General features: G+C 37.1%; 20 protein-coding genes, 1 pseudogene and 1 riboswitch. Of the genes and pseudogenes, 8 read left to right on the top strand and 13 right to left on the bottom strand.

Annotation, left to right across the window (positions count from 1 at the left end):
- Window positions 1-3 precede the first annotated feature (3 nt).
- Together BALCAV_RS09100 and BALCAV_RS09095 are read left to right on the top strand one after the other, a co-directional pair.
- Complete coding sequence (locus tag BALCAV_RS09100; RefSeq protein ID WP_003321991.1) at window positions 4-1,185, top strand: ROK family protein; 1,182 nt, start codon at window positions 4-6, stop codon at window positions 1,183-1,185.
- Between the two features lie 47 nt (window positions 1,186-1,232).
- The gene (locus tag BALCAV_RS09095; protein ID WP_003321989.1) at window positions 1,233-2,840 is read left to right on the top strand and encodes a glycoside hydrolase family 43 protein; all 1,608 of its coding nucleotides are present in this window, start codon (window positions 1,233-1,235) and stop codon (window positions 2,838-2,840) included.
- A gap of 128 nt (window positions 2,841-2,968) precedes the next feature.
- Here the strand turns inward: BALCAV_RS09095 and BALCAV_RS22260 are convergent, their stop codons facing one another.
- The 6 genes from BALCAV_RS22260 to BALCAV_RS09075 form a co-directional block, all read right to left on the bottom strand.
- The gene (locus BALCAV_RS22260) at window positions 2,969-3,112 is read right to left on the bottom strand and encodes a hypothetical protein (protein ID WP_160173396.1); all 144 of its coding nucleotides are present in this window, start codon (window positions 3,110-3,112) and stop codon (window positions 2,969-2,971) included.
- 157 nt (window positions 3,113-3,269) lie between these two features.
- Window positions 3,270-4,100 (bottom strand): MetQ/NlpA family ABC transporter substrate-binding protein, encoded by an 831-nt coding sequence (locus tag BALCAV_RS09090; protein WP_003322662.1) that lies wholly within the window; start codon window positions 4,098-4,100, stop codon window positions 3,270-3,272.
- 18 nt (window positions 4,101-4,118) lie between these two features.
- Window positions 4,119-4,781 (bottom strand): methionine ABC transporter permease, encoded by a 663-nt coding sequence (locus tag BALCAV_RS09085; protein WP_003322661.1) that lies wholly within the window; start codon window positions 4,779-4,781, stop codon window positions 4,119-4,121.
- On the bottom strand, window positions 4,774-5,523 hold the full coding sequence (locus BALCAV_RS09080) for a methionine ABC transporter ATP-binding protein (RefSeq protein WP_003322660.1): 750 nt from the start codon (window positions 5,521-5,523) through the stop codon (window positions 4,774-4,776). The genes BALCAV_RS09085 and BALCAV_RS09080 overlap by 8 nt, the downstream gene beginning before the upstream one ends.
- A gap of 209 nt (window positions 5,524-5,732) precedes the next feature.
- Window positions 5,733-5,912 carry a DNA glycosylase family protein gene (locus BALCAV_RS21605; RefSeq protein WP_412142511.1) on the bottom strand — a complete coding sequence of 60 codons (180 nt, stop codon included), beginning with the start codon at window positions 5,910-5,912 and terminating at the stop codon, window positions 5,733-5,735.
- Window positions 5,913-6,035: 123 nt separating this feature from the next.
- Entirely contained in the window at window positions 6,036-7,568 is a 1,533-nt protein-coding gene (locus BALCAV_RS09075; protein WP_003322658.1) for a malate:quinone oxidoreductase, read from the bottom strand.
- 403 nt (window positions 7,569-7,971) lie between these two features.
- Window positions 7,972-8,081: riboswitch (SAM riboswitch) on the top strand.
- Window positions 8,082-8,268: 187 nt separating this feature from the next.
- On the opposite strand from BALCAV_RS09075, the gene BALCAV_RS09070 reads away from it, so the two are divergent.
- The 5 genes from BALCAV_RS09070 to rluF all read left to right on the top strand — a co-directional run bounded on the left by BALCAV_RS09070 (window position 8,269) and on the right by rluF (window position 12,946).
- A complete protein-coding gene (locus BALCAV_RS09070; protein ID WP_003322657.1) occupies window positions 8,269-9,294 on the top strand; it encodes a methionine ABC transporter ATP-binding protein in 1,026 nt (341 codons plus the stop codon).
- Complete coding sequence (locus BALCAV_RS09065; protein WP_040323819.1) at window positions 9,284-9,934, top strand: methionine ABC transporter permease; 651 nt, start codon at window positions 9,284-9,286, stop codon at window positions 9,932-9,934. Before BALCAV_RS09070 ends, BALCAV_RS09065 begins: the two co-directional genes overlap by 11 nt.
- A gap of 47 nt (window positions 9,935-9,981) precedes the next feature.
- Entirely contained in the window at window positions 9,982-10,854 is an 873-nt protein-coding gene (locus BALCAV_RS09060; RefSeq protein ID WP_003322655.1) for a MetQ/NlpA family ABC transporter substrate-binding protein, read from the top strand.
- Window positions 10,855-10,873: 19 nt separating this feature from the next.
- Complete coding sequence (locus BALCAV_RS09055) at window positions 10,874-12,073, top strand: M20 family metallopeptidase (protein WP_003322654.1); 1,200 nt, start codon at window positions 10,874-10,876, stop codon at window positions 12,071-12,073.
- Window positions 12,074-12,238: 165 nt separating this feature from the next.
- Entirely contained in the window at window positions 12,239-12,946 is a 708-nt protein-coding gene (rluF, locus tag BALCAV_RS09050) for a 23S rRNA pseudouridine(2604) synthase RluF (protein WP_003322653.1), read from the top strand.
- 255 nt (window positions 12,947-13,201) lie between these two features.
- On the opposite strand, the gene BALCAV_RS09045 is transcribed toward rluF, so the two are convergent.
- The 4 genes from BALCAV_RS09045 to BALCAV_RS09030 form a co-directional block, all read right to left on the bottom strand.
- Complete coding sequence (locus BALCAV_RS09045) at window positions 13,202-13,606, bottom strand: hypothetical protein (protein ID WP_003323597.1); 405 nt, start codon at window positions 13,604-13,606, stop codon at window positions 13,202-13,204.
- A gap of 182 nt (window positions 13,607-13,788) precedes the next feature.
- Window positions 13,789-14,079, bottom strand: a complete 291-nt coding sequence (gene rhuM, locus BALCAV_RS09040) for a RhuM family protein (protein ID WP_268746800.1) — start codon at window positions 14,077-14,079, stop codon at window positions 13,789-13,791.
- 362 nt (window positions 14,080-14,441) lie between these two features.
- Complete coding sequence (locus tag BALCAV_RS09035; protein WP_003323596.1) at window positions 14,442-15,470, bottom strand: C45 family autoproteolytic acyltransferase/hydolase; 1,029 nt, start codon at window positions 15,468-15,470, stop codon at window positions 14,442-14,444.
- A 1-nt stretch (window position 15,471) separates the two neighbouring features.
- Complete coding sequence (locus tag BALCAV_RS09030) at window positions 15,472-16,251, bottom strand: helix-turn-helix domain-containing protein (protein WP_003323595.1); 780 nt, start codon at window positions 16,249-16,251, stop codon at window positions 15,472-15,474.
- A gap of 312 nt (window positions 16,252-16,563) precedes the next feature.
- Between BALCAV_RS09030 and BALCAV_RS09025 the strand changes: the two are divergent.
- Window positions 16,564-17,783, top strand: a pseudogene (locus BALCAV_RS09025) (IS110 family RNA-guided transposase).
- A 1,031-nt stretch (window positions 17,784-18,814) separates the two neighbouring features.
- On the opposite strand, the gene BALCAV_RS09015 reads toward BALCAV_RS09025, so the two are convergent.
- Genes BALCAV_RS09015 through BALCAV_RS09005 form a run of 3 tightly spaced genes read right to left on the bottom strand, consistent with a single transcriptional unit; the run spans window position 18,815 to window position 21,985 of the window.
- Window positions 18,815-19,702 carry a hypothetical protein gene (locus BALCAV_RS09015; protein WP_003321007.1) on the bottom strand — a complete coding sequence of 296 codons (888 nt, stop codon included), beginning with the start codon at window positions 19,700-19,702 and terminating at the stop codon, window positions 18,815-18,817.
- Window positions 19,699-20,820 (bottom strand): AAA family ATPase, encoded by a 1,122-nt coding sequence (locus BALCAV_RS09010; protein ID WP_003321009.1) that lies wholly within the window; start codon window positions 20,818-20,820, stop codon window positions 19,699-19,701. Before BALCAV_RS09010 ends, BALCAV_RS09015 begins: the two co-directional genes overlap by 4 nt.
- The gene (locus BALCAV_RS09005) at window positions 20,810-21,985 is read right to left on the bottom strand and encodes a DUF262 domain-containing protein (RefSeq protein ID WP_003321010.1); all 1,176 of its coding nucleotides are present in this window, start codon (window positions 21,983-21,985) and stop codon (window positions 20,810-20,812) included. Before BALCAV_RS09005 ends, BALCAV_RS09010 begins: the two co-directional genes overlap by 11 nt.
- Window positions 21,986-22,091: the final 106 nt, after the last annotated feature.

Below are 22,091 nucleotides of genomic sequence, written 5' to 3'. Positions count from 1 at the left end.
TATTTGATTCAGACATATAATCAACATGTAGTCAAACAAAGAAACAAATCGCTTATCCTCAACTCCATTAAGAATTCCTACCCGATATCAAGAGCAGCCTTAGCGAATCAAACAGGGCTTAACAAAGGAACTGTCTCTTCATTAGTTAGTGAACTATTAGAAGAAGAGTTAATCCTCGAATCTGGTCCAGGAATTTCAAGTGGTGGCAGAAGACCTGTTATGCTTCTTTTTAATCAAGCAGCTGGTTACTCAATTGGGATTGATATTGGCGTTAATTATGTCCTTGCTATTCTTACTGATTTACAAGGGAAGATTTGTTATGAAAAACAAATTGAGATTCATGAATTAACTTTTTCAGAAACGACTGAGGTTTTATTTAATGTGATTGATGACCTATTTGCCGCCGTTCCTAAAAGTCCCTATGGCATTGTTGGGATTGGAATTGGTGTTCCTGGTACGGTAAGTAAAGATGGAGAAATTCTCCTCGCCCCTAACCTCAACTGGAAAAATATTAATTTAAAAAGTGTGATCGAACAGAAGTATAACCTCCCTGTTACGATTCATAACGAAGCGAATGCTGGTGCTTACGGGGAAAAGAAATTTGGAGCTGGTCAAGAGTTCACTAACCTTATTTATATAAGTGGTGGAATTGGGATTGGTGTTGGCCTTATTTTAAATAACCAACTCTATTTAGGACAGAATGGTTTATCTGGAGAGCTCGGTCATATGACGATTAATACGGATGGACCACCTTGTAACTGTGGTAGTAAAGGCTGTTGGGAGTTATTCGCTTCAGAAAAAGCTTTATTACAGTCAGCCCGAAATGAAGGGATTACAACGCCCGACAACAGCCATTTATCACTTGAATCCTTAATTGCATTAGCTGAGTCTGGTGATGCAAAAACCATTGAACTCATTCATAAGCTTGGGCGAAATTTAGCGATTGGACTAAATAATATCATTAACATTTTTAACCCTGAACAAATTATTATTGGCAATCGCTTAGCCTCCCTGCAAAAATGGCTATCAGAAGAATTAAAGATTCAACTAGAGCAGTCTTCTTTAACAAATCATCAAGCTAATCTGAACCTGCAATTTTCTGAATTAGAAAAACGTTCTGCCGCACTTGGTGTAGCAGCCTTTTCAACGGAAAACTTCATCAAGATTAACTTAGGAAGTAACTAACAAACATAGCTTTTTTAACTTAATCACTTATGAGAGGTGGAATTATCATGTCCTTCATTCAAAATCCAATCCTAACAGGGTTTAATCCTGATCCGAGCATTTGCCGTGCAGGTGAAGATTATTATATTGCAGTTTCCACATTTGAATGGTTTCCAGGAGTAGGAATTTACCATTCCAAGGATTTAAAAAACTGGCGTCTTGTTTCGAGACCGCTTAATCGACTAAGTCAATTAAATATGAGTGGAAACCCTGATTCAGGTGGCGTTTGGGCCCCTGCCCTCTCCTACTCTGACGGGAAATTTTGGTTGATTTATACCGATGTAAAAGTAACGGAAGGACAATGGAAGGACTGTCATAATTATCTTGTTTCATGTGAAACAATTGATGGTGAATGGTCTGAACCCGTTCATTTAAACAGCTCTGGATTTGATCCTTCCCTCTTTCATAATGAGGATGGCAAAAAATATTTTGTTAATATGGTTTGGGATCATCGTTTACCTAATCACAGCTTTTACGGAATTGTTCTCCAAGAATTTGATCCAGAAAAACAAAAATTGGTTGGTAAAAAAGAAATCATCTTTACAGGGACAGATATTAAATTAACGGAAGCACCTCACCTATACAAAATTGGTGACTATTATTACTTACTAACCGCTGAAGGTGGCACAAAATTTGAGCACCAAGCGACGATTGCTCGCTCTAAAAATATTTGGGGACCCTATGAAGTTCATCCAGAGAATCCATTGATCACCTCTTACACTTCGCCAAGGAACCCATTACAAAAGGCAGGACATGCCTCTATTGTCCAAACGCATACCGATGAGTGGTTCCTTGTCCATTTAACAGGTCGACCATTACCAAGGGAAGGACAGGCTTTATTGCTGCCACGCGGATATTGTCCACTTGGTCGTGAAACGGCGATTCAAAGATTAGAGTGGCAAAACGACTGGCCTTACGTTGTCGGTGGAAACGAACCAGCTCTTGAAATACAAGGTCCTGATATTCCAGAAACTCCATGGGAACAAGACAGCGTAAAAGATGACTTTGATGCTGAAGAGCTGAGCCTTCATTTTCAATCATTACGTATCCCCTTAGGAGAAAATATCCTCTCCCTTAAAGATAACCCAGGACATTTACGCCTTTATGGGAAAGAGTCTCTTACATCTAAGTTTACACAGGCTTTTGCCGCTAGAAGATGGCAACATTTCCGTTTTCATGCTGAAACAAAAGTAAAATTTAACCCTGAAAGCTTTCAGCAAGCTGCTGGCCTTGTAAACTACTACAACACCCAAAACTGGACCGCCTTGCAAATCACTTGGCATGAAGAAAAGGGAAGAATTCTTGACCTCATGACATGCGACAATTTCACTTTTGCTCGACCTTTATTAAATCGCGAAATTGTCATACCAGATGAAGTCGAATACGTTTCTTTACGCGTTGATGTCGAAACGGACGTTTATCGCTATTCCTACTCATTTGACGGTACAAACTGGACTCAAATCGAGATCGACTTTGAATCCTATAAACTATCAGACGATTATATTCAAGGTGGAGGCTTTTTTACCGGAGCCTTCGTTGGAATGCAATGCCAAGATACATCTGGCGCTAATCTACATGCCGATTTTGATTACTTTAGTTATGAGGAAAAGAAGTAAACAGGTTGAACTACTCGCTACTTAGCTAACGCTTGAAGTGGGAGATTCTTGGGAACAGAGCGTACTTGCCAGCGCATTTCTTTGCCGACAGAGGTTTCTCTTATAGACCAAGCTATCCCCGTCGATTCCTACGGTTCTGTATGTTGTTTAAGCCAAGTCGAGGGTTCTTCACTCGCCAACTGTGGCACCGTCCACACTAGACCAACAGCAAGTAATATCACCATGACAAGCACGTCTGGATAAAAGAAAAACTCTTTGAACCACCTTTTCATCAGCTTGCCCTCCATTCGTTCCACTTTTCATTAACTTATTCTGTAAGAGCATCAATAGTGCTGCTTTTAAAGATTAAATTAGCGAAAGTACTCCATTCAATAGAAAAGGACGATTCATTGTTGTCAATACAACTCGAATCGTCCTTTACTTTAAACCTTATTCAAAGGCTGGAATTGCCGTTTCTTCATAATTTTCTTCTAAAAATTCGCGTACTTCTGGACTTGTCATCGCTTCAGCTAGCTTTTGAATCGGAGCTGAGTCTTTGTTGTCTTCACGTGCGACTAATGTAATCGCAAATTCATTATCGATTCCTTCCGTAAGTAGCGCATCACTTTTTGGTGTTAATCCAAGTGGTGAAGCGTACGCAGGAGTCATCACAACTGCATCTGCATCATCATATGTTCTCGCAAGCATTAATAAGTCGACTTCTTCAAAATTATAGTTTTTGGGATTTTCGATAATATCAGCTTGTGTATAATAAGTATCTGTTTTTTCTTGTAACGTGATAACTTCATGTTGAGCGAGCAATGCCAATGAACGATCGATATTTGAAATGTCGTTGGCAATCGCAATTGTAGCACCCTCCGGTAAATCGTCCATTGAATCATACTCTTTTGAATAAATACCATAATTAGCGAAATAAATAGGCACGATTGGCACAATCTCTGCCGCGTTGTTTCGATTGAATTCCTCCATATACGGTACATGCTGGAAGAAGTTTGCATCTACTTCCCCTGCTGCAAGAACACTATTAGGTTGAACATTATCACTTAAAACAAGGATATCTAGCTCAATACCTTCTTCTGCCAATGTTGGTTGAATCAACTCAAGGATTTCTGTCATTGGCGGGATTAGCGAAGCAATTTTTAACGTTACCTCTTCCACCTCTTGTTCAGCTACATCTCCACCATCGTTCGTTTCATTATTTTGGGTGCAAGCTGCTAAAATTAATATAAATATCGACATTAGAGCAAGTATTTTTTTCATTTTATTACCTCCTATTATTTATCTTTTGTCGATCATCCTGGATACAGTTGTCCCTGTAAATTGAATGAGCTGTACCAGTATGACCATAATCACAATGACATATAGCATTAAATCAGTTTGAAATCGTTGATAGCCGTATCGAATCGCAAAATCCCCAATCCCACCTCCGCCGACCACTCCCATGATCGTCGAATAAGAAATAAAACTAACAATCGAAGTCGTTAACGCAAGCACAAGTCCTGAACGAGCTTCTACAAAAAGGAACTTAAACATAATCTCCCTTACAGAAGCTCCCATTGAAATGGCCGCTTCTATAACGCCCTTTGGTACTTCTAATAAAGACTGTTCAACTAAACGAGCATAATGGGCAATAGCAATAATCGATAACGGAACCGTTGCCGCAGCGGTCCCCATTGCCGTCCCAATGATCATTCTTGTAAATGGGATTAAGAAGACTACTAACAATAAAAAAGGAAAAGAACGGATGATATTAACCAACAAACTAAACGTTGAGTATACAAATTGGTTCTCACGAATTTGCCCCTTTCTAGTAAAAAAAAGCAAGGTTCCAACTGGAAGTCCTACTAGAACCGCGGCTAGAATCGAAATACCCACCATAATAAAAGTTTCGCCAATAGCCTGCCAAATTACAGCTTGATATTGAACTAATATTTCAGGCATGGTCACTTTCACCGCCCTTAGTTAGCTGTTTGACAAAATATTTAGGATCCATACCGATTTGAGGGATTCCTTTTCGCTCATTTGAAATCGTCTCATAAACTTCTCCATCGGCCATGACCGTGACACGATGACAGATACTTTTAATCACGTCCATCTCATGACTAACAACGACAATCGTAACACCAAGATTTTTATTAATATTTTCTAATACACGCAATATTTCAGCCGTAGTATTCGGATCAAGAGAAGAGGTCGGTTCATCACATAACAAAACTTGCGGGTTATTTGCTAACGCTCTCGCAATGGCAACACGTTGCTTTTGTCCCCCACTTAATTGAGCTGGATATTTATCAATAAAGCTTTCCAGTCCAACAAATTGTAAACACTCAATCACTCGGCTTTTTCGTTCCTTTTTTGGATAATTAGCCAGTTCTAATGAGACGACAACATTTTCATAAACCGTTTTATTAGCCACTAAGTTAAAATGCTGAAAGATCATCCCAATCGATTTCCGAGCTTGGCGAAGTTTTTGACTGCTCAAACTCGTTAACGTTTGACCATTCACTTCCACTTCTCCACTGTCTGGTGTTTCCAACAAATTAATTAACCGTAGTACGGTTGATTTACCGGCTCCACTTGCCCCAATAATCCCATAAATCTCTCTTTTATGTATCGTTAAAGATACCGATTTAACAGCCTCAAACCGTGCATAACTTTTACTAACATGACGTAATTTAATCATAAAAAAACCCCTTTCTATCGGTTGAAAGGTGATTACAACGTTCATTATTATAGCTTAAATTATAAGGGATGTCACTTTCGCTGTTTTAATCAACTTACTTGATATGTATGTTTTCCTAAAGAAAATTATCCAATAATTACTATATGCTAAATAATATAGTTTAGCACGGTTACTCTCTCAACATAAAAAAGCTTGTCGACTATCTCGTTTTACGAGACTTTGACGACAAGCTGAAGGTCTCTCAACTCATCTACCTTTATACTTATGATTTTCTCAGGAGATGGGAATACCCAGAAATTATCTCCTTCAAAAGTTAGGCTTTCACCAAAGTGCTCGACAAACCGCTTCTTTAAAGTATAAGCAAATGTTAAATTAATTTGTTGACCTATAATCGCCCATGTTAAAGCTTCAAATAAATCAGGGATACCTATTATTACGAACCTAAAAAAAGCATCAAAGACAATGAACTGTACTTTGACGCTTCTATCACTCTTATTAAAAATGACCTCATACTATGCTTGCTTTAAAAAACGAGAATTTCTTTTTGAATCTGTTTGGTTATTGTCGTTTAAGCCGAGCGACTCTGCTGTTGAAGCATGAATTTCTTCAAGAAGCTCAGGATTATCCATTAATGACACACCATAGGATGGAATCATTTCTTTTATTTTCGGTTCCCACTCTTTTATATGTTGTGGGAAACATTTTTGGATGACTTCAAGCATCACATGAACGGCAGTGGAAGCACCTGGAGAGGCTCCTAATAAGGCCGCAATCGAACCATCTTTTGCACTAATGACTTCGGTTCCAAATTGAAGGGCTCCTTTTCCTTCAGCTTCCGTATCTTTGATGACTTGCACACGTTGACCGGCGACTACTAACTCCCAATCCTCGCTTTTAGCGTTCGGAATAAACTCACGTAACTCTTCCATCCGTTGTTCCTTTGTTAACATCACTTGCTGAATCAAGTATTTCGTTAACGACATGTTCTTGGCTCCGGCCGCCAACATCGTAACCAAATTATCTGGTTTTACCGATGTTAACAGATCAAATACCGACCCGTATTTTAAAAACTTAGGTGAAAAACCGGCAAACGGTCCGAAGAGCAGCATTTTTTTATTGTCGATAAAACGTGTATCCAGGTGTGGGACAGACATTGGCGGTGCCCCAACTTTAGCTTTCCCATATACTTTGGCATGATGCTGCTCTGCCACATCTGGATTATTACAGACCATAAAGATTCCACTAACCGGGAATCCTCCAATATGCTTACCTTCAGGAATACCTGATTTTTGTAACAAATGAAGACTTCCGCCACCACCACCGATAAAGACAAATTTAGCCTTATGATGGTCAAGAGAACCGTTTTCATGATTCCGTACTTTTAATTCCCACAAGCCATCACTCGTACGGTTTATATTTGTGACACTATGATTATAGTTAATCTCGACACTTTGCTTCTCTAATCGATCGAACATCTTGCGCGTTAAAGCTCCAAAATTGACATCTGTCCCTGAATCAATTTTAGTGGCCGCAATCACTTCATCCGCTGGACGATCTTTCATAATTAGCGGAATCCATTCCATCAGCTTCTTGGCATCATCAGAAAATTCCATTCCCTTAAACAAAGGATTTTCTGAAAGCGCTTTAAAACGCCTTTTTAAAAAATCGACATTTTGTTGCTCTTGTACTAAACTCATATGAGGCAATAATCTGATAAAATCTTCTGGATTCTGAATCAGATTATGATTAACAAGATAAGACCAAAACTGCATAGAAACTTGAAATTGTTCGTTAATTTTTATCGCTTTACTAATATCGACAGATCCATCCGGATTTTCACTCGTGTAATTAAGCTCACACAGTGCCGCATGCCCTGTTCCTGCATTATTCCATTCGTTAGAGCTTTCCTCTCCTGCGTTTGAAAGCTTCTCAAATACTTTTATATTCCAATCCGGTACTAATTCTTTCAGAAGTATCCCCAAAGTCGCACTCATGACTCCGGCACCAATTAATATAACGTCCGTTGTATTTTGTTTGTTCGTCATGTTTTCCTTCCTTATACGTTAAAATTCGCAGAAAGAATGTAAACACAAGTTGTCATACATCATTTCTGGATTAATTACCTAATCACATTGTAGCACTATTGTTAGAAATTTAAAATATTTCTTGTCGTTTTACATAGAGTAAATGTTTGTAAACTAAAGATATGACATACGTTTATCTATTTGTCTAATCGTATTTTATTTATAGAACACTCCATTGAAAAATGGCTTAACTACATTGTTGTTTTTTACCTGCTCGCTATTCTTTTATTCTACTTGACACTTGGTATATTAGTATAATTATTTAAAGCTAAACTTATCTTATAAAAGTTTTTGTTGACTTTTTTACATAATCCCTCTAAGATGAAAATTAATTCTTGTAACAATCGAATAGCTATACATCATTTTCTTATCAAGAGAGATCGAGGGAAAGGCCCTATGACGTCTCGGCAACAGATTCTATATTAGAAAACTGTGCCAACTCCTACAAATGCTTAGGCATTTGAAAGATGAGAAAAAGATCGTGCTTTTTTATAGAATCCTTCTTTTTCTTATTTATTGAGAAAAGGGGGGATTTTTTTGTTGGAGATTTTTGTTAGGTGTTGTGATGAAATAGATTGTTCATTTTCGAATCTAGTTTAGAAAGTTCGATGGATGCATCATTGTCTACATAGAATTGAAGAACTCTTCAGGAGGTCAACACATGATTGAATTTATAGATGTTTCCAAGACTTTTATTCTCGGAAAACGAGAAGTCCATGCCGTTAAGAATGTTTCCCTATCGATTAACAAAGGGGAAATCTTCGGAATTATTGGCTTCAGTGGGGCAGGAAAAAGCACACTGCTTCGCTTAGTAAACATGCTTGAACGTCCCACTTCTGGCACTGTTTTTATCCAAGATATAGATGTCAGTAAGCTATCTTCTAAGGACTTACGAACAAGACGACGTAATATTGGGATGATTTTTCAAAACTTTAACTTATTTAACTCACGTACAGTAGCTGGGAACATTGCCTACCCATTGAAATTGGCTGGTGTTCCAAAAAAAGAAATCAATGAACGTGTAACAGAATTATTGAATTTTGTTGGACTTGCCGATAAAGCAAAAGATTTCCCGGATCAACTGTCGGGCGGACAAAAACAACGAGTCGGTATCGCAAGAGCCCTTGCTACTTCACCAGATATTCTTATTTGTGATGAAGCTACATCTGCCCTCGATCCAGAAACAACCGCTGATATTTTAAAGTTATTAAAAAAAGTAAACCGAGATTTTGGGATCACGATTTTATTAATTACCCATGAAATGCATGTGATCCAATCGATTTGTGACAAAGTAGCAATTATGGAAAACGGAGAGGTCATTGAAGCCGGAAGTGTGTTTGATACCTTCACTGCTCCGCAACATCCAACAACCCAGCGATTTATTCAATCGGTTCAGCAAGACTTACCATCTAAAACAATTTTAGAAAAGTGGCGAACACGAGGTGGTGGGAAATTGTATCGAATCATCTTTAAAGGAGATGTTTCCAATGAACCCATTCTATCAACGGTTACTAAAGAACATGGGGTCGATTTTAATATCGTCTACGGTTCAGTACGAGAGCTACAAGAAAAACTATTTGGAAACTTAATCATCTCCTTTATTGGAGAACAGACAGCGATTCAAAACGTATTAAGTACACTAAAATCCATCGTGGAACTAGAGGAGGTAACAGAACATGAATGTTGATTGGACCACTTTTTGGCCACGAATACTCGAAGGCACTGGGGAAACACTCTTCATGGTTATCGCCACCCTTATTTTTGGTTCCATCATTGGAATTACGTTTGGTCTACTTCTCTTTGTCACGAGGGAAAATAATATTTTAGAAAATAAAATCATCTTTCAAGTATTAAATATCATCATTAATATTATTCGGCCGATACCCTTTATTATTTTCCTAGTTGCGATTTCTCAGCTTACTAGATTAGTAATGGGAACAACCATCGGGACAGCGGCCGCGATTTTTCCAATGACCATTGTCGCCAGTTTTACGATTGCCCGAGTCGTAGAAAATAACTTAGTCAGCATTGACCCCTGTGTCATTGAAGCTGCCCAAGCGATGGGAGCTAGTCCACTTCGGATCATTTTCACTGTGTTGATCCCTGAAGCACTCGGCCCGCTCGTTTTAGGCCTTACTTTTGTAACGGTTATGCTAATCGATTTTTCAGCCGTTGCTGGCACAGTCGGTGGTGGTGGCCTTGGACATATCGCGATGACTTACGGCTACCAACGCTTTGATGGTAGTGTCATGCTCGTAACGGTTTTAATTTTGATTATCTTGGTGCAAGTGGCCCAATGGATTGGAAATACCCTTTCAAAAAAATAATGCGTCGTTAATCTACCCAAAAATATAAAACTAGGAGTTGTTTTGAAATGAAGAAATTTTCGATTTTATGTTTGACTATATTAACCGTTTTAGTTCTTGCTGCTTGTGGTAGTAATATTAGTAACGCCGATAGTAGTGAGGATGAACCCGTCAAAGTGAAAATTGGGGTAAATGGTGCAGACGGTGCTCAGTGGCCGCTTTTAAAAGAGAAAGCTGCTAAAGAAGGGATTGAAATTGAACTTATTGAATTTGCCGATTATACCTTGCCCAACAACGCATTAGCACATGGTGAAATTGACATTAACGCATTCCAACATATCGCTTTCCTTGGACAATATGTTAAAGAAAGTGGAGAAGACATTTTGCCAATTGGTTCGACGATGTTTGCACCTATGGGTCTATACTCCGAAAAGCTTGAAGATATTTCCGAACTTAAAGAAGGGGACAAAATTGCGATTCCAGATGATCCTTCTAACCAAGCTCGAGCTCTCCGCCTCCTCGAGAGTACTGATTTAATTAAACTGGCAGATGATTTTGGAATGTTCGGCGACCCTTCAAAGATTACCGAAAATCAATTAAACTTGGAGATCATCCCCATGACTGCCCAACAAACACCACGTGTTCTACCGGATGTTGCGGGTTCTATCATAAATAATGGAGTTGCGGGACAAGCAGGCTTATCACCAGCTGATGATCCGATTTTGAAAGAAGATGAAGATAATGACGATATCCACCCTTACGTCAACATCATTGCGACAAGTGCTGAAAATAAAGAGAACAAAACTTATAAACGTGTTGTGGAGCTTTACCAAGAAGCGGACATCGAACAAGCAATCAAGGATGATACAAACGGCGGTTCGATCCTTGTTAAATTAACTCAAGCACAATTAGATGCCGCTTTTGAAGAACTAAAAAAATAAACCTTTAGGAGGAGTTGCAATGAGCGTTACAAATTACTCGAAAGACGCACTGTTTCATTCCATCGAAAATAATCGTGAGCTTTATATTAAAACGAGCCAAGACATTCATGCGAATCCTGAAATAGGAAATGAGGAAGTGTATGCCAGCGAGAAACATGTGGAGATTTTAAAAAAGGCAGGCTTTGAAGTCACAACAGCTGTTGCCGGACACGAAACATCCTTTTATGCAGTAAAGGAGAGTGGCCAAGACGGACCAACTGTCGCATTTCTGGCCGAATATGATGCCCTACCTGGAATCGGCCATGCATGCGGACACAACATTATAGGGACAACAAGTGTGGCTGCTGGCATTGCCCTTGCAGAAGCCTTACCTGATACTGGTGGTCGTGTCGTCGTACTAGGTACACCTGCAGAAGAAGGTGGACCAAACGGCAGTGCAAAAGGAAGTTTTGTTAAACATGGCTTTTTGAAAGAGGTGGATGTAGCACTCATGCTTCATCCGGCAGGGAAAACGGCCTTAACTAGTGAAACACTTGCCGTTGACCCACTTGATTTTCATTTTTATGGAAAACCTGCCCATGCAGCAGGCTCACCAGAAAATGGAATCAATGCCCTTGATGCGGTCATCCAATTATTTAATGGGATCAATGCCCTACGTCAACAGCTCCCATCCGATGTCCGCATCCACGGCATTATTACACATGGCGGCGATGCTCCAAACATTATTCCAGAGTATGCATCAGCCCGCTTCTATATACGAGCTGAAACATGGAGTAAGACGGAAGAGGTATCAACGAAAGTCCGGGCTGTCGCTGACGGTGCCGCATTAGCGACTGGAGCGACTGTGAAAATTGAGCGTTTCCAAAATGAAGTGAAAGATTTTGTTCTCAATTCCGTGTTGGATCAAACTTTACACGAAGAGCTCGAAGCACTCGGCGAAACCGTGCATACAGAAAAACGTAAAGGCAAAGGCTCCACAGACGCTGGAAACATCAGCTATGAAGTACCCACTGCCCATGGGTATATTAAAATTGGTCCAGACGATCTCGTTGCTCATACGGTCGAATTCAGAGAAGCGGCCAAATCAGAACAAGGCAATCAGGCACTGATCACTGGAGCGAAATCACTTACCTCGACTGGTTACCGTTTGCTCACAGACTCTGAACTTCTCCATCGAGTGAGAAAAGAATACGAGCAAGCAATTGCTGAAAAAAAATAAAGAGAAAGAGCTGAAACGGCGTCAAATCGTTTCAGCTCTTTCCATTTCTCAACTGAAGTTCATTAACTTCTTCTAAATCTCCGGAATAAAAGTTTGTGATTCATCCTTAAAATAAAGTATAGTTAGTATCGAATCAAACAATCCTCTGATTAAGGATGTGTCAATATGCGTATAAATAAATTCATAAGTGAATCAGGAAAAGCGTCTAGGCGAGGTGCTGATAAATTTATTACGGCTGGTAGAGTAACCATTAATGGAAAACGGGCAACGATCGGAAGCCAAGTTGAACCGGGCGACGACGTACGAGTAGACGGAAATCAAATTCGAGTAGCAAGGAATAATGTTTATATTGCCTTAAATAAACCTGTGGGCATTACTAGTACAACAGAAAAAGGCGTAAAGGGAAATATTGTTGATTTAGTTAACCACCCATTAAGAGTTTTTAATATTGGACGCTTGGATAAAGATTCAGAGGGCTTAATACTGCTTACAAACGATGGTGACATTGTAAACGAAATTCTACGTTCTGAAAATAAGCATGAAAAAGAATATATCGTTTCCGTAGACAGGCCGATTACTCCTGAATTCTTAAAAAAGATGTCAGAAGGTGTCAAAATATTAGGGACGAAAACACTCCCTTGTAAAGTTGTTCAGTTATCAAAATTTGATTTTCAAATCATTTTAACACAGGGACTAAATCGTCAAATTCGCCGCATGTGTGCTGAACTCGGATACGACGTTTACCGATTGCAAAGAACACGAATCATGAATATTCATTTAGGCAACCTCCCTCCTGGCCAATGGAAAGATTTGTCCAAAAAAGAGCGTACTCAATTATTTAGAGAATTAAACTACGAACCAAAAGAATGGTAAAATACGCTGGGGACCATCTTTTACTATTTTTGATAAGATTGCTCGTGACAATTTAAGAGACAAAACCCTTATCTGATATGAAAAGCCGGAGACATTTTACTCTTTTAAAATGTCTCCGGCTTTCATTATATTTATTGGAACGGATTGGATGGCGATGAATGGAGTTCGACTCACCGCTCCCGAAAATCAACTAAAATATGTTCTTTGAACTCGTTTTCTCCTTTCTATAACTAGTTATGTCCTAGCCTCTTTTTATTATAATTGAACGGTTTTCTCTATAGTGATGTCTAATTGATTATTTTCAATGGAGTTTATAACAACGATTACTTCGCCACTCCAAGTCTCTCCAAAGTAAGGAATGATTATTTGACTAGAATCTAAATAAGTAAGTTCCATTGAACCCTCATAAAACTCTTCAGTAGACGTTTCCTTAACATCAACCAAATATTTTAATTCGTCATTAGAATAAACAATTGGTAGTTCAACACCATTTTCAATATCATTATTATAAGTAATTAATAACTCGTCTATATCTTTATCCGTTTGATTAATAATCTTTAATGAAACCTCACCTGGAGAAGGTGATTTGATAATGTATACACTTCCTAATACAACTAATATTGCCATTGAAAAAAAGGTCAGAATGATTTTTCGATTCATAATACACCCTACTTAAGATTATTGAGCTCTATCATTTATCTATTGTAGTCCGCATCTGCATGATAGAGTTTTCCATCTATTAATCTTACCATAGTTCCTACAAACTTTAAGGAACTATACTGCACTTCACGGATGGCAAGTTGCCAAAGAGTACGTCGATGAAGGAATAAGCAGGAAGACTATTAAGGAAAGGGAGTTGTAATGTCTGATGCTCGTATATCACGAATCCGTTCAAGAAGTTCGTCAAAGTAGTCTTGTCCAAGATTACGCATCTCTTTTAAACGGTCATCATCCATTGTAAAGCCTTTGACAAGATATTCATTTAAACGCTCCGTTGCCCATTGACGAAATTGCGTCCCTCTATGTGAGCGAACACGATAGCCAATAGCAAGGATCATTCCGAGGTTGTAAAATGAAACTTCTCGTTCTACCTCACGTTTACCCTCGATTTGAACTATTCGGTTTTTCCGAATAGTTGCTAACTCCTACAATTCTCCTTCTTCATAAATATTTTTAATATGTTCATTAACTGTATTAACACTCTTTTGATAAAGCTCTGCAATCGCCTTTTGTGTCATCCAGACCGTTTCGTATAAACATAAGCGTCATGAACATTCATTAAATTTCAAAAATTGGTTTGCAGTTACTTGTGGTACGGTTCTTCGTGGTGTATGTATATGAGGTTTCAGATTATTTTTTAATTGCTTGTAATATTTGTGGCTCATTATTTTAATTTATATTTACTCGATTTTGATTGACCTTTTAAAACAATTTTTTCTTGCTCCCTTAAACCCTTAAGTATAACCATACTTTCTCCTCGAAAACCTCGATCTTATCAAGAATGCTTTATTATCCCTTTTATAAATTTAGGAAGACTCGCTCTTCCCTCGATATATTCAATAAGAGAAAACACCATCGGTTTACTGTTTCCGCCAACTCCAATGATTATGCTTAAATCTTCTGGTGAATAAACAACGGTATGTAACGTACCAAAATACTCTTTATAGTATTTAAAAAATAGAGGGGAACTTTCTTCATTAAAGTGATAATAAGCAGACATTGCTGTTAGATTTTCTTTTAATAAGGAGTTCACATACTCCTTCCGTTTTACTGATCCCTGTATCTGCATCCTGTTTTTCCCTCTTAGTGTTTCTGATTCAAAGTGGTTTGTACAAATGAGAGGACTAACGGAATTGATTACCTGATGCTGTGGAGCAGCTTCTACTAAAACACTTTTTCCACTTTGATCTGTGATGGAGTAATTGTAACAATAACCATGAGGAATATTGGTAATAAAGGTTATCGCCTCTTCTATATTTGTGCACTGTTCGAGTAACATTCTCACAATAGTCGTTGCAATAAATCCCTCTTCCCTATGATTATTATTTACAAAATGCAAGCCTACAACGAGGCCTTTTTCATTCATTCCATCAAGTCTACCAATAACTTGCTGACTAAATCCTACACTTGAATAGCCATCTACAGGATTCATAAATACAAGCCTTGCATCGTACATTTCTGGACTAAAATCATAGTTTCGAACATAGTAGCCATTATTTATCAATGTAGTACAGCCCATTTCTGGAAATACTACATCATATCCACTAAAAAGTTGAATAGCCGAATCCAAATCCATGCCTAAACCTGCTGCCAAGCCTTTTAGTTCCTGAAAAAAATTTGGTGAAGCACTCCTAATTATTTGTTTCGCCGATTGCACATTGGAATTCTTCGTCAATTCCTTAAGCTGTTCCAGTTGTTTTAAGATTGGTAATGACTTTAATTCGTTCCCTTGTTCCAAACCAATTTGGTAATAGTTACCTCTTAATTCTGCTATTCTAACATTCAACTCTTCATTTTTATACACTTTACATATCCTCTCTTTTATTCATTTGAGCGACAGGCAAAAGTAAATTGATATCTGTGAAATCATCTCCACGATACCATTCTAGTATAGGACCTGTTGGGATCCATTTATTGTCGTTTGCATAGTTGATTAATTTTCGATAGCCTTTTTGTATTTCTGTTATCGGTTCATTGAACGGTAAAGCAATACATATACTTGAATCCATCTGTTCGATTAGAGCAACTTCAGACAGTCCGCTTATTGGGATTTCAGATGGTATACGAAAACCAATTTGTGCTTTGATCAATTCTTTTCCAGATAAATATTTTAAATAACAACTTTTTATAGGAATTTTAAAATTTTCAAGTTCTTTACCTCTTTTGATAAAATGCTCTCTGAACTTTCCAGTTTCGGATTCGGCTGAGAACCATATTATCGTTTCCGCATTTTTTTCAATTAGATAAAGTTGATTATTCGCTGAATCGCTTTCCAGATATCTTAAACTTACATTCAAGATATCTAACCTTTCCTTTATCAACTGGATCCAACGATTCATCATTTTTTGTCGGATTTTATCATCCTCTTCCTTTAAATATGCTTGAATGTCTTTAATCTGTACATCAGCCAACCGTAAACTAGAGATGAGCTTAATTTTTTCCACTTGATCATCCGAATAAACCCGATAGCCACTGGAGTTTCTTTCTACAGAATGTAGTAAATTTATTGACTCATAATATCTTAATGCACTTTTGGAGACTCCAGTTGTTTCAGAGAAATCTTGTATTTTCATGAACTTACTCAATTATTGCACCTCCTATACCTAATGTTACAGCTTAAAGTTACTTTAAGGTCAAGTAAATTTTTCAAAATAAACATACTAACATTAGTAGTACAAACCAAGGCCATGGTTTGTGCTACTATTTTTTTATAGTAGAAGTGAAGGAAGGTCGACCAGCCTCTGGGACCAAATAAGAGTCCGTACTAAAAACAGACCAATTTCACACCCTTGTTTGAATCAGTTTAGTATGTTGGGTCCAAGAGATCGTGTATAAGAAAATGGAATCGACAAGGAGCTGTGAAGACTTCTATAATTGGCTAAAAGGAGAAGATTCATATGAAACATGTCATCGCACTTGATGTCAGTAAAGGAAAAAGTACAATGGCCATTTATGATAGGTATAAACAATGTGAATTCGAAGGGGAATTAAATCATACACGTGTCGACTTTGATTGGCTTCACCAACGTATTGAAGAAATGACAGCTTTGGATGGACAAGCCCCTGAGATTGTATTCAAAGCAACAGGTATTTACTCAAAACCAGTAGAAAAGTTCCTAGCGATTAACGGTCACCCATATTGCCGTATGAATCCACTCGAAGCGAATCTACAAATGACTAAGATGCGTCGTCATAAAACGGATTTAAGCGATGCCCATGAGCTTGCGAAAACCCATTTTAATATGGACCGTAAATCAACATATCAACAGAATGACTATTATGAACAGATGCGGGCGATTACACGTTACTATGATGAAATCGATGAAGAAATGATTCTATTACGCAGTCGAATGCATGCCATTTTACATCTATCGTTTCCGGAATTGGAACAGCTGATTACACCGAGTTCAGCATTATTTTTAAATGTCGTGCAGCTCTATCCACACCCAGCACTTTTACAAGTACATTCAAAAACGACCATCAAAAATCGCTTGAAAAGCAATACCCGAAAAAACTTATCTTTAGAGCGTGCAGAGAAAAAGGCAGTTATTTTATTAAAAGTTGCGAAAAACTCGTATCCCGCAATTGAGCCAACGGACATTCGCTGTGATCAAGTAAGAGATTATGCTCGACGTATTGCAGATTTAATAGAGAAAAAGGACCAGCTCGTAAAACAAATGGTGGCTATGTCAGAGGGGAAAAAAGAATATAAGGTATTACGTTCTTTTCCAGGAATAGGAGATACGACAGCGTGCCGACTTATTGGCGAACTAGGCCATATTCGCCGCTTTAAAAGTGCTAAACAACTGAACGCCTACGCTGGCATCGATATTATGCGCTATCAATCTGGTAACATGCAATATCGTGATCGTATTAATAAACGAGGGAATAAGAAGCTACGAAAGTGTTTTTTATGATTTGCTCGATGCTTATGGCAAAAGAAAAACCAAATCACTTAGTGGACTATTATTATAAATTAAAAACGCAACCTCAGAGAAAGCCTCATAAGGTCGCGATTATAGCGTGTATAAATAAGTTCCTGAAAGTGACGTTCCAGCTTATTACACACGGCATATTGTACGATTATGAGTCCGCACTACCAGCTCAAAAATCGTAACCCAATTTAATTAACTATAGCACATTGACCTTTCGAAAAAAAGGAAATCGTTAGGTCTATTTGTTATGTTTAAATGTTTGAGTGAAAGGGGGTACCCCCTTTCACTCAAAAGATATAGTTACCTTCAGTAATGTTTTTCAATCAACCCTCTTGACTAATCGTAAGAAAAGAGGCTGAGACATAACTAGCTATAGAAAGTAGAAAACGAGTTCAAAGAACATATTTTAGTTGTTTTTCGGTTCTTTATTTCTCCGTTTGGAATTTAGTCACTTCACGCTAGGACCTTTAATTATAAAAATGAAGATTACCCTATGCCCTAGTGGACGGTCATACGGAGACTCCCATGGGAAGTAGTGGCAGAGCCGAAATCCACCGACTAGGCTGGTAGTTCGGCACCTTGCGATTGACGTGGAGCATGATTTTCGGGAACAGTGAGAAGAACGCTATCTACTTCCGTTCCAATACAAATAAAGATCATGAAAGCCAGTGACATTTTAAATGAGTAGAATGTCACCGGCTTTTCATATCAGAGGTGGGCTTTGTCAAAGCCTCTCCTCTCAAAGGTTGTTAATCAAATAACTAATACTCTGACCTTGCAATGGTTAAAAAACCTCATTTACTAGTGATACGGTTCACCGTGGTGATTTAAAGGTAGCTAAAAGTTTATTTTATATGTTTTATTATTAAAGATATACAAAGTTTATTGGTATCCAGTCTTAGCAGTATTTAGAAGAGTAACACTTATAGTTTTTATACACAAAAATTTAATGAAGGAACACAATTTTGAGTAAACATTAGAATAAACGTAAGTAAAACCTCGTAACGAATTTTGTGTTCCTTTTATATGTTATTAATATGCTTCTTGTCAAATCAATATTAAGAAGGTAAGTTACCTCAAGCAGTTAAAAGTCCCATAATGGCTATTCTTGTATAATTATCTAGTTTATTGCACACACCCTACACTCAGGTAGCTTTTCAGAAATAAAATCTCAAAATCCTTATCTAGACCAACTAATAATATTTTTGCAGATTTATAAGTGGCACCCTATGTGTGCAATGAGTGTTTTTCCACTTTCTATATTTTCCCTTCCACCATGAAAGTAAATACGGTCTGTTCTGTATTCAGTGTCACCTGGGTTTCCTGTGCCCTCAAGTTTAGTATGAGGCTCACAAACTAGTTCTTCAATCTCACCCGAATCATTAATGAATTCAAATAGAAATCTTTTTCTAGCTGATTTTGCATCGCCTTCAAGTGAACACTCTAAGGGTGCTTGGGCTTTTAAAATCTTTAAAATTTCTACCATCCCATCATGTTTAGTTTCTTTATATAATGGGTGGAAAATATCATTAATAGCTTCTAGATGTCTTATAATTTCACGGGAGTAGTTATTTAAAGGAGTACTTAGACTATTAAGTGATTGTGCAACACTTTCGTGAAATGCAAGATTTGGAAAGCATATTTTACAAGATTGGATGAATTTACTTGGTTCTGTGATAAAATGTAAATAATGCTTCCTTATTGAACTAATTTGGGTTGGATTATTAATATGCAAAGGAGTATCATCGTTTAAGAAACAACACAGGAAACCAAATGGATTACTTCTATTTCCAATATTGCCGCTTAAGTCATTGTAAGTGATATCGTCCATAGGAGTTGTGTGATTAATAATTTTCGAAAGTAATTTCGCTTCTTCAACGGAGATACCGTCAAGATCCTCCATAAAGACTATTTTATAAATTTCTATTCCCTTTTTAATTTCTTCATTATATATTTCATCATTCCTAAATGTTTTTTCCCCGCTAATTTTAATATTATCTTTAGTTTCTTGGAGATCAATTAGTAATTCATAGAGATCATCATGGTTTTTATTTTCAATATGGTTAAAGGATTCATTTTTCAGGACTAATGATATGTTCATTGCTTCTTTTCTCTCTTTATTAGAAACAGTTCTTTTAGGTCTTGTTGTTCCTGATCAAAGAAGCCAATAGGCCAGTCTAGTAATTCACCGAACTTATTTATCGTTAATTCTTGGACCATTACACCATCTTTTTCAATTGCTAAAAAATTGACCATAAGATCCTCGGTTCGATTGCTTTTAGCCATATCAACTCGAGAACCGTTTATTACATGTTCACTATGCGTCTCAATAATAACTTGAACTCCTGACAATGATAATGCTGCTAAAAATCGGCCCATTCTCGACTGACCTAAAGGATGTAAATGAGCTTCAGGATTTTCAACAACAAGAACCCCATTATTTTTTGATGATAATATTAAACCAGCGACAATTATCGGCAGTGTATAGCTAATTCCAAATCCATTGTTTGGAGCAGCAAAAAAGTCAGTATCTAAAGCTCCGTTTTTATACTTCATTGAAACCATATTAACTTCTTCAATCATTTTATAATCGAGTTGTAGATCAGGGAATATCAGACTCATCCAAGCCTCAACTTGTCTGGAAAACCTTAGCGACTGTTGAATTTTTAAAGATTCATGTACTTGTAAGTTAATATTGTCTGCTCTAAATAAAGAATGTGAAGTATGGTCACCTTTGAACCCGACTTCTAAATTAAATGATGGTCCCATAGAAAGAGCTTGCCTTGGCCCTAATCTCTCAGCATTTATATAACTAAAGTTTTCGCTGAAGGGGATATTTCTTTTATTATTTAATGTTTCAAAAGACCCTTCTAGTAAGTGCTCCCCATATTTCCCATCAAAGGAGTAGTTAATTTTTGTTTCCTCATTCAAGTCATTCAGAAGAGATAAATTTATGGTTTGAGATGTTGCATTACTAGATAGTATATTCTTTGCAAGACCTAAATTCAGTAGATAAGGGCCATTAAGTTTAACCTCAAAACTACTTGGAACCTCTTCATCTAATTTTATGTTATCTATAGATTGCTTTGCTAAAAGAATAGATTGGATAACACTTGACTTTCCTACTCCGTTTCCACCGACCAAAAATGTTAATGGTTTAAAATTCACTTCATTATATCTAAAGCATTTAAAGTTATTTAAAAATAATTTATTTAACATCCCTAATTACCTCATTAATAATTTTTTGAACTGTTTGAAATTGGATTTTTATTCTTGAGGGATCTCCTGTACCTTTTGATAATGATTCGTCAAAGTCTTTATTACGCAGAAGCTCTTTTGCCAATCTAACTAACATACCATCCCCAATTTTTAACTTTCTTAACTCTTTATTAGGGATATTATGTAATATAACGCTAACACATGTAAAAAGGGATTTATTTATAGGATTTAATTTAGTATCTATTTCTGGATTTAAATCATCTAAGGTAATTCTTCTAAATGCAAACTTTCCAAATAAAAGGTCAGAATTATTCATTGCATTGTTAAATACATCTATAAGTTGCCTTAGCTCATTCTCGGAAGACTTATTTAACCAATCATGTGCATTATCTAGGTAAGTATCCATTCCTTTTTTATATATAACTTCACCGGTTTTAAGATTATAATTCCTATAAAAAGCAATGAAGCGTAAAGCTAATTCTTGTCCTTGCATCCTTAGATCATTCATTGAATTTGTGGCATTCTGAAAAGACTCTAATTGAACAAGCTCCTTGAAGAATTTCCTAGTTTCTTTATTAGCTGTTGAATTTCTTATTTCTTGGGCGTTTAATGGAACTCCTCCGGTATTAATTCTTCTAAAAATATCAAATTTTACTTGTGATGGTGTAAGAGAATCAATCACATTTATAGTTAGCGTAGTAGTGTTTATTCTATTTTTATACTTTTGATCTAGTTGTTCAAAATACTTGCTATTACTGCCTTTTAGATATTCTAAACCCGTTAAACTAAAGTTCCCTTTAACAAAATCATAGATAGTGCTCATTCTTTGTAATCCATCAACGACATGCCATACAGAATCTTCATCCTCATAGACATAAAAAACTGGTATTGGAATTCTCAACATTAATGATTCTATAAGTAAAGATTTTCTTTTTCTTTCTTTCCATACTTTCCTACGTTGGAATTCTGGGTTTAGGTTGATCTGACCACCATCAGCATCAATCATCTGACACATCTGATGCACAGATATTGGTTTTACATCAACCCTTATTCTATCAGCATCAAATGGTTTTTCTTCGGAATCATTGAACTCCTCATTTAAATCTTCTACATCGCTTTCTATTTGTCCATCCAAATTATCCCAATTATCCTCTAATTGGCTCATTTCTTCATCACCCCAAACTGAAAATAGTTGTTAATGGTATTATACCATCAATAACTTTAATATTTATAACTTGTCACTTTACATTAATTGATTGTTTTTATTCCTA

It is taken from the genome of Alkalihalobacillus alcalophilus ATCC 27647 = CGMCC 1.3604, assembly GCF_000292245.2.
Classification (GTDB): Bacteria; Bacillota; Bacilli; order Bacillales; family Bacillaceae_D; genus Alkalihalobacillus; species Alkalihalobacillus alcalophilus.
This window is presented reverse-complemented; position numbering and strand designations above follow the sequence as displayed.

Bases quoted from the DNA above. Each gene is read 5' to 3' on its own strand.
- BALCAV_RS09095 (WP_003321989.1), top strand. From the start codon at position 1,233: ATGTCCTTCATTCAAAATCCAATCCTAACAGGGTTTAATCCTGATCCG.
- rluF (WP_003322653.1), top strand. From the start codon at position 12,239: ATGCGTATAAATAAATTCATAAGTGAATCAGGAAAAGCGTCTAGGCGA.
- BALCAV_RS09080 (WP_003322660.1), bottom strand. From the start codon at position 5,523: ATGATTAAATTACGTCATGTTAGTAAAAGTTATGCACGGTTTGAGGCT.
- BALCAV_RS09005 (WP_003321010.1), bottom strand. From the start codon at position 21,985: ATGAGCCAATTAGAGGATAATTGGGATAATTTGGATGGACAAATAGAA.
- BALCAV_RS09010 (WP_003321009.1), bottom strand. From the start codon at position 20,820: ATGTTAAATAAATTATTTTTAAATAACTTTAAATGCTTTAGATATAAT.
- BALCAV_RS09090 (WP_003322662.1), bottom strand. From the start codon at position 4,100: ATGAAAAAAATACTTGCTCTAATGTCGATATTTATATTAATTTTAGCA.
- BALCAV_RS09045 (WP_003323597.1), bottom strand. From the start codon at position 13,606: ATGAATCGAAAAATCATTCTGACCTTTTTTTCAATGGCAATATTAGTT.
- BALCAV_RS09075 (WP_003322658.1), bottom strand. From the start codon at position 7,568: ATGACGAACAAACAAAATACAACGGACGTTATATTAATTGGTGCCGGA.
- BALCAV_RS09060 (WP_003322655.1), top strand. From the start codon at position 9,982: ATGAAGAAATTTTCGATTTTATGTTTGACTATATTAACCGTTTTAGTT.
- BALCAV_RS09085 (WP_003322661.1), bottom strand. From the start codon at position 4,781: ATGCCTGAAATATTAGTTCAATATCAAGCTGTAATTTGGCAGGCTATT.
- BALCAV_RS09015 (WP_003321007.1), bottom strand. From the start codon at position 19,702: ATGAACATATCATTAGTCCTGAAAAATGAATCCTTTAACCATATTGAA.
- BALCAV_RS22260 (WP_160173396.1), bottom strand. From the start codon at position 3,112: ATGAAAAGGTGGTTCAAAGAGTTTTTCTTTTATCCAGACGTGCTTGTC.
- BALCAV_RS09065 (WP_040323819.1), top strand. From the start codon at position 9,284: ATGAATGTTGATTGGACCACTTTTTGGCCACGAATACTCGAAGGCACT.
- BALCAV_RS09070 (WP_003322657.1), top strand. From the start codon at position 8,269: ATGATTGAATTTATAGATGTTTCCAAGACTTTTATTCTCGGAAAACGA.
- BALCAV_RS09055 (WP_003322654.1), top strand. From the start codon at position 10,874: ATGAGCGTTACAAATTACTCGAAAGACGCACTGTTTCATTCCATCGAA.